The 14929-nt window shown below is 41.6% G+C and carries 13 protein-coding genes; 5 read left to right on the top strand and 8 right to left on the bottom strand.

Annotated elements, in window-relative coordinates:
• Positions 1 to 12: 12 nt before the first annotated feature.
• From clpP to dnaG, 4 genes are all read right to left on the bottom strand, one after another.
• Entirely contained in the window at positions 13 to 696 is a 684-nt protein-coding gene (clpP, locus tag MTP09_RS06990) for an ATP-dependent Clp endopeptidase proteolytic subunit ClpP (RefSeq protein WP_243551474.1), read from the bottom strand.
• Positions 697 to 896: 200 nt separating this feature from the next.
• Positions 897 to 1208, bottom strand: a complete 312-nt coding sequence (locus tag MTP09_RS06985; protein ID WP_317618777.1) for a HepT-like ribonuclease domain-containing protein — start codon at positions 1206 to 1208, stop codon at positions 897 to 899.
• The gene (locus MTP09_RS06980) at positions 1201 to 1497 is read right to left on the bottom strand and encodes a nucleotidyltransferase family protein (RefSeq protein WP_243551473.1); all 297 of its coding nucleotides are present in this window, start codon (positions 1495 to 1497) and stop codon (positions 1201 to 1203) included. Before MTP09_RS06980 ends, MTP09_RS06985 begins: the two co-directional genes overlap by 8 nt.
• Before the next feature lie 50 nt (positions 1498 to 1547).
• A complete protein-coding gene (gene dnaG, locus MTP09_RS06975) occupies positions 1548 to 3467 on the bottom strand; it encodes a DNA primase (RefSeq protein WP_243551471.1) in 1920 nt (639 codons plus the stop codon).
• A 266-nt stretch (positions 3468 to 3733) separates the two neighbouring features.
• Between dnaG and MTP09_RS06970 the strand changes: the two genes are divergently transcribed.
• From MTP09_RS06970 to MTP09_RS06950, 5 genes are all read left to right on the top strand, one after another.
• Positions 3734 to 4741: an isoaspartyl peptidase/L-asparaginase family protein gene (locus MTP09_RS06970; protein WP_243551468.1), complete on the top strand. Its 1008-nt coding sequence runs from the start codon at positions 3734 to 3736 to the stop codon at positions 4739 to 4741.
• A 96-nt stretch (positions 4742 to 4837) separates the two neighbouring features.
• The gene (tsaE, locus tag MTP09_RS06965) at positions 4838 to 5245 is read left to right on the top strand and encodes a tRNA (adenosine(37)-N6)-threonylcarbamoyltransferase complex ATPase subunit type 1 TsaE (RefSeq protein WP_243551466.1); all 408 of its coding nucleotides are present in this window, start codon (positions 4838 to 4840) and stop codon (positions 5243 to 5245) included.
• Between the two features lie 88 nt (positions 5246 to 5333).
• Positions 5334 to 6527, top strand: a complete 1194-nt coding sequence (locus MTP09_RS06960; RefSeq protein WP_243551464.1) for an alanine dehydrogenase — start codon at positions 5334 to 5336, stop codon at positions 6525 to 6527.
• Positions 6528 to 6899, top strand: coding sequence for a hypothetical protein (locus tag MTP09_RS06955; RefSeq protein ID WP_243551462.1), 372 nt, complete (start codon positions 6528 to 6530; stop codon positions 6897 to 6899).
• Positions 6900 to 7039: 140 nt separating this feature from the next.
• Complete coding sequence (locus MTP09_RS06950) at positions 7040 to 7882, top strand: prephenate dehydrogenase (RefSeq protein WP_243551460.1); 843 nt, start codon at positions 7040 to 7042, stop codon at positions 7880 to 7882.
• 104 nt (positions 7883 to 7986) lie between these two features.
• On the opposite strand, the gene carB is transcribed toward MTP09_RS06950, so the two are convergent.
• The 4 genes from carB to MTP09_RS06930 all read right to left on the bottom strand — a co-directional run bounded on the left by carB (position 7987) and on the right by MTP09_RS06930 (position 14715).
• On the bottom strand, positions 7987 to 11166 hold the full coding sequence (gene carB, locus MTP09_RS06945) for a carbamoyl-phosphate synthase large subunit (RefSeq protein ID WP_243551458.1): 3180 nt from the start codon (positions 11164 to 11166) through the stop codon (positions 7987 to 7989).
• Positions 11167 to 11293: 127 nt separating this feature from the next.
• Positions 11294 to 12238 carry a serine hydrolase domain-containing protein gene (locus tag MTP09_RS06940; RefSeq protein ID WP_243551456.1) on the bottom strand — a complete coding sequence of 315 codons (945 nt, stop codon included), beginning with the start codon at positions 12236 to 12238 and terminating at the stop codon, positions 11294 to 11296.
• A 412-nt stretch (positions 12239 to 12650) separates the two neighbouring features.
• Positions 12651 to 13733, bottom strand: coding sequence for a glutamine-hydrolyzing carbamoyl-phosphate synthase small subunit (carA, locus tag MTP09_RS06935; RefSeq protein ID WP_243551454.1), 1083 nt, complete (start codon positions 13731 to 13733; stop codon positions 12651 to 12653).
• 85 nt (positions 13734 to 13818) lie between these two features.
• A complete protein-coding gene (locus MTP09_RS06930) occupies positions 13819 to 14715 on the bottom strand; it encodes an aspartate carbamoyltransferase catalytic subunit (RefSeq protein ID WP_243551452.1) in 897 nt (298 codons plus the stop codon).
• Positions 14716 to 14929: the final 214 nt, after the last annotated feature.

Raw genomic sequence — 14929 nt, 5'->3', positions numbered from 1 at the left:
CTATGTTGAAAACTACTTTTCTGTGCTTCTTTGCAGAACTTCGTCCACCATTCCGAAATCTTTCGCTTCGGTGGAAGTCATCCAGTAATCGCGGTCCGAAGATTTCTCTACCCATTCGTAGGTTTGTCCTGAATGATGTGCGATAATGTCGTACAGCTCCTGTTTCAACTTCAGCATTTCACGGAGGTTGATTTCCATATCGGAAGCAACACCTTGCGCTCCACCTGAAGGTTGGTGAATCATCACTCTGGAATGTTTCAACGCGGAACGTTTCCCTTTTTCTCCCGCCACCAAAAGAACCGCTCCCATTGAAGCCGCCATTCCGGTACAGATCGTGGCAACATCGGGTTTGATAATCTGCATCGTGTCATAAATTCCCAATCCAGCATAAACGCTTCCACCAGGAGAATTGATGTAGATCTGGATGTCTTTCGAAGCATCGGCACTTTCCAGGAAAAGCAGCTGCGCAGTCACGATATTCGCGACCTGGTCGTCGATTCCTGTTCCAAGGAAAATAATTCGGTCCATCATCAAACGCGAGAAAACGTCCATTTGTGCCACGTTCAACCGACGCTCTTCCATGATATACGGAGTGAGATTGGTCGGGTTAAACATTCCCATGTACTGGTCTGTAGCCAAACCGCTGTTCCCTAAATGTTTTACAGAGAAATCTCTGAAATCTTTTTTTATGTCCATTTTATATTTTTGTTTAAACTTTAAATTCTGAATTTGTTTGTTCTAATTTTATTTTCACGATTTTCCCATCCTTCATCACGACGAGTTCGGAATTCATTCTTCTTTTGAAATCCAGCATTTTTTGGTAGGCCTTTTCGAGACCTTGCTGAAGCTTATTTAAGTCCAGTTACCGTTATCATTCACGTTATTTCAAATAATCCTTAATCTCTTTCTCTAAGATTGGAAGATGCTGCGTAATAATCGACCAGATCATCAGAAACATAGTCATACGAGTGAATAATTTGATTTCGTAAACCGATAACATTTCTCGCGTCGGAAATTTCAAAAGCCGGATCTTTCTTGGTAATCCTGTTCACCGCCTCGCCAATGATTTCAAAATTTCGTTCTACTGCCGTTTTTGTCTTAATGTCTTTTTGATAATGTTCAAAAACCACACCATCATCAAAATAACTCTTGATTTCATTAATGGAATTTTGGATATCGAAGAGCCAGACTCTAATATCTTTATCCATAAATTAATTCTTTTGGAGTATTTACACTTTCAATGAAATAAGGATTTTTAAGCGCTTTTTGCTCTACTAAATCAACTTTTCTCTGGAGCAAATCTTCCAGTGAAAACTTTAGGTTAAAGAAATTATTCGCATAATCCGAGATCTTCACCTCTTTAAAATTCACAAGAAAATCAATATCGCTTTCTTCATTGAATTTTTCGGTGAGGACAGAACCAAACACATACAGTTGAGCAACTTTGTGAACTTCACAAAGTTTTACAATTTCAGCGATGTTTAAATGGCTTCTCATCTCCCAAATTTACGCAAACAATATTCCACAACCAAAATTCCGACAATCTGTCACAACACGCGGTACAGTTTTTCGTCAAGCTGCTTTCTCAACTGGTTCAAGCTGATGATTTTTCGGTAGGTTTCCTCGTTGTCTTCCGTTTCAGAAAGTTCAGTCTTCATATCGTTGATGATTTTATTGATGAACTCCCGTTTGTGGCGGTAAATCACGTCCTGCACAATCTTCGGAACCACCTCTTCTTCTGTACTGAAATAAATCTGGTGTTTTTCCCAATTGCTGGTTTCGTACGGTTCCACTAAGGCATTTGCAACAGTTCCCGCGACGTTTTCATCCATTAAGGTGAGGAAGAAATTTCCTGCCCTCAATTCATTTTCAGTTATTCCTTGCTTGATTTCTTCAATAATTTTTTGGTTCAAAGCGGACTGCACCTCATAGGAATCTTCCTCCAAATGGCTGATTATTTCTTCGATTACCGTGATTTGGTAAGCTTGGTCTTCTTCGTCTTTTCGGTCCAAAATTCGGTCACCGTATTTCAGCATCAGTTCCACCAATTTTTCCTCCAGAACCAAAAGCGGATTCACCGTTTCGAAAGCTTCGGTTACCTTTTCGAGTTTGAGCTTGGTTTCCTGTCTTTGCTGCGGTTGGGTTTGCTGGTTCTTAATCTGTTTCTGAACATTCAGTTCGTTAAAGAGCGACTGTTCAGAAAGACCGAATCGGTTGGAAATTTCCTTTAAATAAACTTCCTGCTTCAACGCGTTCCGCACGAAAGCGACCGATTTCACAATATCTCGGATCGCCTCGGCTTTTTTGATGGGATCTTCTCCTGCTTCTTTCAGAAGAATTTCCGCCTTGAAATCGATAAAGTCTTTGGCTTCGTTTTTAATGAAATTTTCGACAAATTCCTGCGGATGTTTTCGGGAAAAAGAATCGGGATCATCACCATCCGGAAATAGAAGAATCCTAATGTTCATCGATTCGGAAAGCAACATATCGATACTTCTGAAACTCGCTTTAATTCCTGCTGCATCACCATCAAACAGAATGGTAACATTCTCGGTAAGTCGCTTTATGAGCTTGATTTGTTCCACCGTTAAAGCCGTTCCCGAACTGGAAACCACATTTTCGATTCCCGCTTGGTGAAGCGCGATCACATCCATATAACCTTCTACCAAAAGACAGAGGTTGTTCTTAGAAATCGCCTGTTTGCTCTGGTTTAAGCCATAAAGAACGTTGGATTTATGGTAAATTTCCGTTTCAGGGGAATTGAGGTATTTCGCGGTCTTGACGTTACTTTTCAAAATTCTCGCACCAAAACCCAAAACCCTTCCCGAAAAACTGTGAATCGGAAAAATCACTCTTTCACGGAAACGGTCCACTCCATTCGGAACGCTTTCAGGGAAAACCGAAAGTCCCGATTTTTCCAATATTTCTTTGGAATACCCTTTATTCAATGCATATTCCGTAAATGCATTTCTTTGCTCAGGTGAATAACCCAACTGAAATTTCCTGATGATTTCGTCGCGCAATTCCCTTTCCTTAAAATAAGAATATCCCACTGCTTTTCCCTCCTCGCTCTCAAAAAGTTGGTTCTGGAAAAAATCATTGGCCACCTCGTGGATTTTGTAGAGCAGTTCCTTGTCGGTTTGCTGCTGCTTTTCTTCCTCGGTGTACTCGCGGCGATCCTCCTCCACTTCGATTCCGTATTTTTTCGCGGCGTGACGAAGCGCTTCAGGATAGGTGAAATTTTCAATCTCCATTAAAAAAGAAATCGCTGTACCTCCTTTCCCAGAAGAGAAATCCTTCCAAATCTGTTTGCTGGGCGAAACGATGAAACTTGGAGTCTTCTCGTCGTGGAACGGACTCAAACCCTTGAAATTAGAACCCGCCCTTTTCAGCTGCACATACTCACCAACAATCTCCTCCACACGGATTGCGGAAAAAATCTTGTCAATGGTTGCTTTAGAAATCATTCTGTAAAAATAAGGATTTAGTTGGAAGTTAGAATTTTCTTTTCAATTATTTGGGCGCGACCTTCGCCAAAGCTGAACCACCATCTTCAGGTCGGGCTTTCCGCTACAAGTCCTCGTACAGCAGCAATCCCAACGCAACTGCGGGCTTTTCACTGCAATCCCTCGCGCAGGAAACGTCACCTAAACTATTGAAGATTGACGAAAACCCGCTGGAGATTCCTTTACCGTTTCATCAAAAATTTGCCTAATTTTGAGAAAATTTTTCAATGAAAAAAACAGGAATTCTTTTTGCGCTCTTTTTTGCAACATTATTCTATACCCAAAAAAAATACGTCCTCGTCGTTCACGGCGGTGCAGGAACCATTACCAAAGAAAATATGACCGCCGATAAAGAAAAGCAATACCGTGAAAAACTCACCGAAGCATTAAAAGCCGGTTATGCTGAAATCCAAAAAGGAAAATCTTCAGTTGACGCGGTTGCTGCATCCATCATTATTTTAGAAGACTCACCACTTTTCAATGCAGGAAAAGGAGCTGTTTTCACCGCCGACGGAAAAAACGAACTCGACGCTTCCATTATGTTCGGGAAAGATAAATCTGCAGGTGCAGTTGCGGGAGTTCACACCATTAAAAACCCAATTAAAGCGGCAATCGCGGTAATGAAGAAATCCGAACACGTGATGCTTTCAGGAACTGGTGCGGAACAGTTTGCTAAAGAACAGGGCTTAGAAATCGTCGATCCAAAGTATTTTTGGACTAAAGACCGATGGGAAGGTTTGCAGAAAATCAAACAAAAAGAAGCGCTGAAAACCTCACCGAAAACTTCTCAAAACAAGCGCCCTGAATCTTACGAAATCGATCAGAAATTTGGGACAGTCGGCGCCGTTGCTTTGGACAAAAACGGAATTATCGCCGCTGGAACTTCCACGGGTGGAATGACCAACAAAAAGTGGAACAGGATCGGTGATTCCCCCATTATCGGTGCAGGAACTTACGCGAACTCACAAGTCGGAATTTCGGGAACTGGATGGGGCGAATTTTTCATCCGTTCAACCGCTGCAAGAACTGTTGCCGCAAAAATGGAATATCAAAATAAAGACATCAAATCCGCAGCACAGGAAACCATCGAAGAAATTGGAAAAATGGGAGGGGACGGTGGATTGATCGCTTTAGACAAAGATGGAAATATCGCAATGCCTTTCAATACAGCGGGAATGTATCGTGGCGCGGTGACGGAAAATGGCGAGATTGAGGTGGAGATCTATAAAGAGTGAATTTGCTTCGCTGTGAATTTCTTTGAGTGAATCATACAAAAACTGGAACTTGGAACCTGAAACCCGAAACTTCAAACCTCATACTTCAAACATAATATGAATTTCAATATCAATACCATCGAAGAATGGCAGAAAGTGGTCGACGAAATTTTGCCGAAACTTCAGCACAATATCCTTTTATTAAAAGGAAATCTCGGAGCAGGGAAAACGACTTTCACGCAGTTTTTGCTTAAAAGTTTGGAAAGCAAAGACGAGGTTTCCTCTCCTACTTATGCCATTGTCAACGAGTATCATTCGCCGAAAGGAAAAATTTTTCACTTCGACCTTTACCGTATGAAAAACATCGGCGAAGTTTACGATATCGGAATCGAGGAATATCTCGACAGCGGATTTCTGAACATCATCGAGTGGCCCGAAATCTATGAGGAAGAACTTGCCGATCTCCCCCATCACGAGATTTCCATCGAAACTTCGGGAGATTCGCGGATCGTCAATTTCCACTGAAAATTCCTTTGCTAATCCTTAAATCGTCTTATCTTTGCTCCGCGGTAAATCATTATCGCTCATCAATTACATTCATCATCTATAGACAATGGGTAACACGCACGTTTTCACACCGTTTTCCGAGGAGGAACTGATGCCGAAAGAAGAAAAACTTGAGGTTGTAAAAAAAGGAAAGCAATACAGCATTGGAGTTCCGAAAGAAACCTGCCTGAACGAACGACGAACCTGCATCACTCCCGACGCAGTGCAGGTTTTGGTTAAGCACGGACATCGCATCATCGTGGAATCCGGTGCCGGAGAAGGTTCGTTTTTCACCGACCTTCAATATTCCGAATCTGGGGCGCAGATCACCAATGATCCACGTGAAGCTTTCGAGCAGGATCTGGTGCTGAAAATCAATCCGCCCACCGTGGAGGAAATCGAATACCTGAAACCCAATACTTATCTGGTTTCTGCACTGCAGATCAATCTTCGCGACAAGGAATATTTCAAACGGCTATCCGAGAAGAAAATCAACGCGATTGCTTTTGAATTTATCGTGGATGAATACAAGCAACTTTCGCTGGTTCGGCTCATCGGCGAAATCGCAGGAAATATCTCGGTGCTTTATGCAGCTGAACTTTTGGCGCTTTCCAACGGTTTGATGTTGGGTGGAATCACAGGAGTTCGTCCCGCGGAAGTCGTGGTGTTGGGAGCAGGAATTGTGGGCGAATTTGCCACAAAAGCTGCACTCGGTTTAGGAGCGAGCGTGAAGGTTTTCGACAATTCACTTTCCAAACTTCGCCGTTTGCACATGATGGTTGACGGAAGAGTTCCCACGTCGATTATCGATCCCAAAGAATTGGCAAAAAGCTTGAAGCGAGCCGATGTTGTAATCGGTGCCTATTCCAAGTACAGCGCGTTTCCGGTGATTACCGAAGAAATGGTTGCAGGAATGAAAAAAGGCAGCGTAATCATCGACGTGACCATCGACAACAGCAATGTGATCGAGACTTCGGAACTGACCGATATGGAAAATCCGTACATCATCAAACACGGAGTGATTCACAGCGGATTGCCGAATCTGACCTCGAAAATGCCGAGAACGACGACGAAGGCGATTTCCAACTTCTTCCTTTCCTACCTCTTAAACTACGATGAAGAAGGCGGTTTCGAAAATATGCTGGTTCGCAAAAACGAGATGAAGCAGTCGCTCTATATGTACAAAGGCCGCCATACCAAGAAAATCATTTGCGACCGTTTCGACCTTACTTATCACGACATCAACCTTTTAATTTTCTAAATGAGAAAAATTAAATTTTTCCTGATCGGTCTGATTCCCGGATTGGTCTTCATGTTTTTCATCTTTAATAAAAAAGGTGCGAGCTGCAGCGGATATCTTCCTAATTCAAGAGTGATTGCGGAGACTTTATCTAAAGAATTCCAGTATTCCGACAGCTTTAAAACCGAAATGGAACTCAGCAAAATAGATGAAAAGTTCCTGAAAGACAGCATCATCACCAAAGGTGAAGTCGATTTCGAGAGAAGTCACGCCCAGAAAGAACCGTGTCCTGATTACGTTTTGAACTATCCCAAAAAAAATCCAAAATTTGAAGTTGCATTCGAGAAATGTAAGAAGCAGGTGACTTTTAATTCTTTAAAAAAATTGAGGTAAAGCTTCACAAGAAATTTTTGTCTTGTTTTCCAGCTGAATCATCAGCTAAATCATAAACTTTGCGAACGGTTAAGAAAAGTCGCATTTTCTCATTATTCATTATTAATTATTCATTTTTCAAAACCAATTATCATTAATAGATGAAGATTGCAATTATAGGTGTCGGATTAATCGGTGGTTCCATGGCTTTAAAGCTGAAGAAAAATGGGTTCACCAACTTTGTTTATGGAGTCGATCTTGATGAAAACCATTTAAGTGAAGCTAAAGAGTTGGGAATTATTGATGAGATTTCTTCACTCGAAAATGCGGTCAAGAATGCCGATTTAATCATCATCGCAATTCCTGTGGATGCGGCAAAAAAAATTTTGCCAACCGTTCTTGATTTAATTAATGAAAATCAAACGGTTATGGATGCAGGTTCTACCAAACTTGGAATTGTCAACGCGGTGAAAAACCATCCGAAAAGAAACCGCTTCGTCGCATTCCACCCAATGTGGGGAACGGAAAATTCAGGACCGAAATCTGCGACCTCAGAAAGTTTCGAAGGTAAAGCTGCAGTAATCTGCGACCGCGAATATTCTGCTGAAGACGCGATCTCAACAGTGCAAAAACTCGGTGAGAATCTCGGAATGAACCTCCTCTACATGAACGCCGAAGATCACGACATTCACACTGCGTATATTTCACACATTTCGCATATTACGTCCTACGCTTTGGCAAATACAGTTTTAGAAAAAGAACGTGAAGAAGACACCATTTTTCAGTTGGCAAGTACCGGTTTTTCGAGCACTGTTCGTCTCGCAAAATCGCATCCCGAAATGTGGGTGCCGATTTTCAAACAAAACAAAGAAAACGTGCTGGATGTGCTGAATGAACACATCACCCAACTCCGAAAATTCAAATCCGCATTGGAAAAAGAGAACTACGAGTATCTGGAAGAACTCATCAGAAACGCCAACAGAATTCGTGGGATTTTGAAATAAAAAAAACTTTGCCAAAATTGGGAACTTTGGCAAAGTGGTGAAGTCATCTTTTCATTTTAATTCTTAATAATTCCGGTGGTAAACTCGGCATCCGTAGATATTACCTACATCTGTTCCATCTTAAAACTCATACTCTCAATCACCTTCAGCACCGCTTCAACCGTATCCATTGACGTCAAACACGGAACACCGTTTTCCACAGAGCTTCTGCGGATTTGGAAACCGTCGCGTTCTGCCTGTTTTCCTTTGGTGGTGGTATTTACAACGTATTGTACCTTTCCTTTTTGGATCAGGTCGATCAGGTTTACATCTTCTTCGCCGATTTTGTAGCCGATCTTGGTTTTCACTCCTTTTTCCTCAAAATATTTCGCGGTTCCTTCCGTCGCCCAGATTCCAAAACCGATCTGCTGGAATCGTCGCGCCATTTCAGATGCTTCCGCTTTGTGTTTGTCGGCAACGGTGAAGAGGATCGATCCGTGAAGCGGAACTTTTCTTCCTGCCCCTATTAATCCTTTGTACAACGCTTTTTCGAGGGTGGAATCTTTACCCATCACTTCTCCGGTGGACTTCATTTCGGGACCGAGTGACACATCGACTTTCGTTAATTTCGAAAAAGAGAATACTGGAACTTTGACATAAATTCCCTCTTTCTCGGGAACTAGTCCGTTTTGGTAACCCAAATCTTTTAGTTTTTGTCCGAGAATCGTCTTCATCGCCAGTTTCGCCATCGGAACATCGGTGATTTTTGAAAGGAAAGGAACGGTTCTCGACGAACGCGGATTGACCTCTATCACATAAACATCACCTTCATAAAGAACGTACTGAATATTCATTAAACCAATGACATTCAAACCTTTGGCTAATCTTTGGGTATAATCAACCAACGTCTCGATCTGTTTCGGAGTGATATTCTGTGGCGGATAAACTGCAATCGAGTCTCCGGAGTGAACTCCCGCTCTTTCGATATGCTCCATAATTCCCGGAATCACCACGGTTTCTCCGTCGGAAATCGCGTCCACCTCCACTTCTTTTCCGGTGAGGTAACGGTCGATCAGAATCGGATGTTCAGAATTTTCCAGCACCGCATTGGTCATATAATGGTCGAGTTCTTTTTCGTCGTACACAATTTCCATCGCTCTTCCTCCCAAAACGTAACTCGGACGAACCAAAACCGGAAATCCGATTTCCTGGGCGATTTTCAGTGCTTCTTCTTTGGTAAAGCAGGTTTTTCCTAACGGTTGCGGAATTTCCAGTTCGCGCAGCGCGGCTTCGAATTTGTTTCTGTCTTCGGCTCTGTCTAAATCTTCCAGCGAAGTTCCCAAAATCTTTACTCCGTATTTTGCAAGCTTTTCGGCAAGATTGATGGCGGTTTGTCCACCGAACTGCACCACTACTCCTTTTGGTTTTTCAAGCTCGATGATGTTCATCACGTCTTCTTCTGTCAATGGCTCAAAATAAAGCTTGTCGGAAATCGAGAAATCCGTGGAAACCGTTTCCGGATTATTGTTAATGATGATCGCCTCGTAACCGAGTTCCTTGATCGCCCAAACCGAATGAACGGTGGCGTAGTCGAATTCCACACCCTGTCCAATTCTGATCGGTCCCGAACCGAGAACGATGATTTTTTCTTTGTCAGACGGAACGCTTTCATTCTCGTCTTCATAAGTTCCGTAGAAATAAGGTGTTTCACTTTCAAACTCCGCGGCGCAGGTATCGACCATTTTGTACACCGGCATAATCCCGTTTTCCTTGCGGAAATTGAAAACTTCTTCCTGAGTCATATTCCATAAAACGGCGATGCTGAGATCGGAAAAACCGAGTTTTTTTGCCTGAAGTAAAATCTCTTTGTTGAGTTTATTTTCGGCAATGGTCTTCTCAAAATCGATGAGTTTCTTGATTTTATAGATGAAGAATTTATCGATCTGGCTCCACTCCACAATTTTTTCCCAATCGTAACCGCGTCGCAATGCATCACCGATGATAAAGAGTCGCTCGTCGTCACAGATCCTGATTCTTCGTTCGATTTCTTCATCGGTTAAGGATTCCGCCTGTTTAGTTTTTAAGCCGATATGTCTCAATCCCGTTTCCAAAGAACGGATCGCTTTCTGGATAGATTCCTCAAAATTTCTACCGATTGCCATCACTTCTCCGGTCGCCTTCATTTGGGTTGAAAGTCGTCGGTCAGCAGTTTCAAATTTGTCGAACGGAAATCTCGGAAACTTGGTCACAACATAATCCAGCGTCGGCTCGAAACACGCGTAAGTCTTTCCTGTAACGGGATTCATGATTTCGTCGAGGGTTAAACCGACTGCGATTTTGGCGGCAATTTTCGCAATCGGATAACCGGTCGCCTTGCTCGCCAAAGCCGATGAACGCGAAACCCTCGGATTCACTTCGATCACATAATATTCAAAGGAATGCGGGTCTAAAGCCAACTGCACATTACAACCACCCTCGATTCCCAATGCGCGGATAATTTTTAGCGAAGCATTTCTCAACAGTTGGTATTCCCTGTCCGAAAGCGTTTGCGAAGGTGCGACCACAATCGAATCTCCGGTGTGGATTCCCACAGGATCGATGTTTTCCATATTGCAGACTACGATCGCGTTGTCATTCGCATCCCGCATTACCTCGTACTCAATTTCCTTGAAGCCGGCAATGGATTTCTCGATCAGACATTGTGTTACCGGCGAATATTTTAATCCCAAATCAGTAATTTCACGGAGCTGGATTTCGTTATCGGCAATTCCACCACCGGTTCCACCCATTGTAAATGCAGGTCGAACAATCACCGGATAACCGATTTTGTTGGCGAAAGCCAAAGCTTCATCCACAGTATGCACGATGTCGCTTTCAGGAACCGGTTCGTTCAATTCCTTCATCAATTCGCGGAAAAGATCCCGATCTTCCGCTTTGTTGATAGCGGAAAGTTTGGTACCCAAAACTTCGACTTTACATTCGGCAAGAACACCGGATTTTTCCAGTTCTACCGCCATGTTGAGTCCGGTTTGTCCGCCGAGTGTCGGCAGAAGTGCGTCCGGTCTTTCTTTCCTGATGATGTGGCTTACAAACGGGAGCGAAATTGGCTCAATATAGACTTTGTCGGCAATTTCGACATCGGTCATAATTGTCGCTGGATTGGAGTTGATGAGGATGACTCGGTATCCTTCCTCTTTCAGCGCCAAACACGCCTGAGTTCCTGCATAATCAAATTCTGCAGCTTGACCGATAATGATCGGGCCGCTTCCTATTACTAAAATGGTTTTTATGTCGGTTCGTTTCATATTTTTTTCCTCACCCCAACCCTCTCCAAAGGAGAGGGAGTTATTGGGGAATTTTTATTAGATTTTTATTTTTTCTTTATTAGTTTTTTGTCAATGATTAATAGTAGAATTTGGTTTAAAATTTTCATTACTTAATTAAATCACTTTCAACTACAATTTTTCTAATTTGCTCTTCAAAATAATAGGCAATATCAAAATTATCAGTTGCCTGATTTTCCAAAACGATAACGCTGATATTATTTTTCGTATAATAAAGATTAACGGCTGTAAATCCTGCTGTCGGCATAAATCCTGTATGTCCGTATTCTACAAATCCGTTTTTATCATTAATTCTTAATCCATATCCGTAACCAATTTCTCTTTCACTGAAAAGCGTATGAAGATTGGTAATGGAATAATTTATCATTCTCCTGTAACTTTCAGGTTGAAGGATTTTCCCATTGTGTAAAGCAAAGTTCCATTTATTTAGATCAGTTGCAGAAACCGTAAGATTACTTCCGGGAAAATATTCCGATTTTAAAGGAAATTCGATGACCAAATTCTTTCCTTTTTCTTTCGAAATAAAATAACTTTTAACCTGTGGAAAACTTTCAGTTGGATAATGGCTGTCTTTCATTTTTAGATCCGAAAAAAGACGGTTCACCAATTCGGAATATTTTTTACCTGAAGCGTTTTCTAAAATTTTGCTTAAAAGTCCATAACCAATATTTGAATATTTGAATTGAGTTCCTGGTTCAAATAAGAGATTTTCCTTGAGTTCCCAAGAATCTATTCCCGAAGTGTTATTCAGCAAATGATGAACTGTTACTTTTGATGCCCAAGAATATGGGATGTCTTTCAGATTTTGATTAATGGGAGCATCAAGATTGATATTTCCTTTTTCTGCCTCAAGCATGACCAAAGTTGAAGTAACCTGCTTTGCAATAGACATTGATGAAAATTTATCATCAATTTTTAAAGACACTTTTTTCTCTTCTTCCGAGAAACCTTTAGTTTTTTGATAGATTGTTTTTCCATTTTCGGAAATAAAAACTACTCCACTGAAAGTTCGGGGATTGGTGGATTGAATCAAAATGTCAATTTTAGAAAAAATGGATTTATTGCTCAGCTTTTTTTTTGATGTGCAACTCATTAATGATATTAAAACCACAAAAAGGAAAATAAATCCTGACAGTTTTTTCATATAAATTTAGGCTAAAGCCAATTGTATTTTCTTTTATTAAACGGGCTAAAGCCCATTTCTATTGATGTTTTGCCTTCTAATTGCGTGAATTTTATTCACGGCTATTCAAATTGAACCTTTCGGCTTCGTTAAACTTATTTTTTCAATTGACAATAATATGTAGTCATCTGTGTTTCTCAATCGTCCGAAAAAATCGGACATTTATTTTACCTTTCTTTAAACCCGTCGAAATCGACAGTTTTAAAATTTCAAGACTTAATAAATCGCTATTATTACCAGAAATTGTTACTTTGTTACATTGTTACATTGTCCCATTTCTAAATTGATACATTAGATCAATAAACTCTTCAAAATGATAATTGGTGTCTTCAGGACCTGGACTTGCCTCCGGATGGTACTGCACCGAGAAACAAGGGTGAACTTTATGTCGGAAACCTTCGTTTGTTCTGTCGTTCAGTGCGATGTGGGTTTCCTCTAAATCTGTAGATTTTAAGCTTTCAGAATCGATGGCATAACCGTGGTTTTGGGAAGTGATTTCTACACGGTTTCTTGCAATATCGAGAACGGGATGGTTTCCTCCGCGGTGACCGAATTTCAGTTTGAAGGTTTTCGCACCACACGCCAAACCGATTAACTGATGACCGAGGCAAATCCCGAAAACAGGGACTTTACCGATGATTCCGTTGATCATTTCTTTAGCGCCTTTCACATCTTCCGGATTTCCAGGACCGTTGGAAAGCATCACTCCATCGGGATTCATCAGAAGGATTTCGTCAGCGGTGGTGTCCTGCGAAACGACCGTGATATCGCAATCTCTTTGAGAAAGTTCGCGGATGATTCCCAACTTCGACCCGAAATCTACCAATACTACTTTGAAACCTCTTCCAGGAGCAGCGTACGCTGTTTTGGTGGAGACGCTTTCGACCTGGTTTGAAGGGACTTCGAAATTGTTGAGAAAATTCACAACTTCCTGTTCATCGACATTTTCGTTCACTATCTTTCCGCGAACAACGCCTTTATTTCTGATGATTCTCGTCAGTTTGCGGGTATCGATTCCCTGGATTCCGGAAAGGTTTTTCTTTTTAAACAGTTCGTCGACCGTCATCTGGTTCCTGAAATTGGAAGGGAAATCACAGAGTTCTTTCACGATCAATCCTTTCATCGCAGGTTCCATACTTTCGTAGTCGTCCCGGTTGATGCCGTAGTTTCCGATGAGCGGGTATGTCATACAAACCAACTGTCCGCTGTACGACGGATCGGAAATCAGTTCCTGATAACCCGTCATTCCTGTGTTGAAAACTACTTCTCCTACCGTATCGGTATCTGCTCCGAAACCCGTACCGTGAAAAACTTCACCAGATTCTAAAATTAATTTCTTTTTCATTCTTTTTATTAGATTTCAGATGTCAGATTTCAGACATCTGACTAAAATTTAACTTAAAAAAAATGGGCAAAAAGCCCATTGATCATTATTTCTTGATTTCTTCGAATTCGAAGCCCTTCTTTTCGAGCGCATCTTTCAGAATCGCCATTCTCGCATAAACGCCGTTTTCCATTTGCTTGAAAATTCTCGAACGTTCGCATTCCACCAAGTCGCTGTCGATCTCCACACCGCGGTTAATCGGTGCAGGATGCATAATGATTGCACCTGGTTTCATTCTTTTCTCGCGCTCCTTGGTCATTCCGTATTTGTTCAGATAATCGCTGATCTGCATTTCGCTGCTGTGTCTTTCGTGCTGAATTCTCAACAGCATAATTACGTCGGCTTCAGGAATAAGGTGGTCGAGGTTCCGGTAAGTTCCGTTCATCATTTCACCTTGTCCGAACCAATCTTCAGGACCAGAGAAGTGAACTTTTGCTCCCAATCTTCGCAATGCATCCGCATCGGAATTGGCAACTCTGCTGTGCTTTACGTCGCCTACAATTCCGACAGTGAGTCCTTCAAAGCTTCCGAATTCTTGCTTAATGGTCATCAGATCCAGCAAACTCTGACTCGGATGATGGCCGATTCCGTCACCTGCGTTGATCAGCGCTAAATCTGCGTCAATCAGTTCGTCGTAATATCGGTCCTTACTGTGTCTGATTACAGCAAGGTCAATCCCGATCGACTCGATAGTTTTGATGGTGTCGTATAACGATTCGCCTTTATTCACGGAACTTGTCTGCACATCGAAAGGAATGACGTGGAGTCCCAGTTTTCTTTCGGCCACCTCGAAGCTTACCCTTGTTCTGGTACTGTCTTCAAAAAAGAGGTTGGAAACAAAAACGTCCGATTTCGCCTTACACACTTTTCCGTCGGCAAATTCCAGCGCGGCATTCAGTATTTTCTCGATGTCTTCTTTGCTTATTCTTGATAGCTTGATCATAATTCTAAGAATTTAGTCCGATAAAATTAAAAAAAAACGAAGTCGGTTTTGACTTCGTTCTAATAATAAATATCATATTCGTCAGCGTTTCCGCTTCCATAAGTATCGTAGAAAAAATGGGTATTTTTCATTAGCTGCAAAATTAGGAAAATAAGTTGAACCACAAAATTTTCTTTAACATTGAAATTAAAAAAACTACTTTATTGCTAAATTA

The organism is Chryseobacterium suipulveris (assembly GCF_022811685.1).
Classification (GTDB): Bacteria; Bacteroidota; Bacteroidia; order Flavobacteriales; family Weeksellaceae; genus Kaistella; species Kaistella suipulveris.
The sequence above is the reverse complement of the archived record's forward strand: the minus strand, read 5'-3'. Positions and strand labels throughout refer to the sequence as shown.

Coding starts and splice junctions, on each gene's coding strand:
- clpP (WP_243551474.1), bottom strand. CDS start 696: ATGGACATAAAAAAAGATTTCAGAGATTTCTCTGTAAAACATTTAGGG.
- MTP09_RS06985 (WP_317618777.1), bottom strand. CDS start 1,208: ATGGATAAAGATATTAGAGTCTGGCTCTTCGATATCCAAAATTCCATT.
- MTP09_RS06980 (WP_243551473.1), bottom strand. CDS start 1,497: ATGAGAAGCCATTTAAACATCGCTGAAATTGTAAAACTTTGTGAAGTT.
- dnaG (WP_243551471.1), bottom strand. CDS start 3,467: ATGATTTCTAAAGCAACCATTGACAAGATTTTTTCCGCAATCCGTGTG.
- MTP09_RS06970 (WP_243551468.1), top strand. CDS start 3,734: ATGAAAAAAACAGGAATTCTTTTTGCGCTCTTTTTTGCAACATTATTC.
- tsaE (WP_243551466.1), top strand. CDS start 4,838: ATGAATTTCAATATCAATACCATCGAAGAATGGCAGAAAGTGGTCGAC.
- MTP09_RS06960 (WP_243551464.1), top strand. CDS start 5,334: ATGGGTAACACGCACGTTTTCACACCGTTTTCCGAGGAGGAACTGATG.
- MTP09_RS06955 (WP_243551462.1), top strand. CDS start 6,528: ATGAGAAAAATTAAATTTTTCCTGATCGGTCTGATTCCCGGATTGGTC.
- MTP09_RS06950 (WP_243551460.1), top strand. CDS start 7,040: ATGAAGATTGCAATTATAGGTGTCGGATTAATCGGTGGTTCCATGGCT.
- carB (WP_243551458.1), bottom strand. CDS start 11,166: ATGAAACGAACCGACATAAAAACCATTTTAGTAATAGGAAGCGGCCCG.
- carA (WP_243551454.1), bottom strand. CDS start 13,733: ATGAAAAAGAAATTAATTTTAGAATCTGGTGAAGTTTTTCACGGTACG.
- MTP09_RS06930 (WP_243551452.1), bottom strand. CDS start 14,715: ATGATCAAGCTATCAAGAATAAGCAAAGAAGACATCGAGAAAATACTG.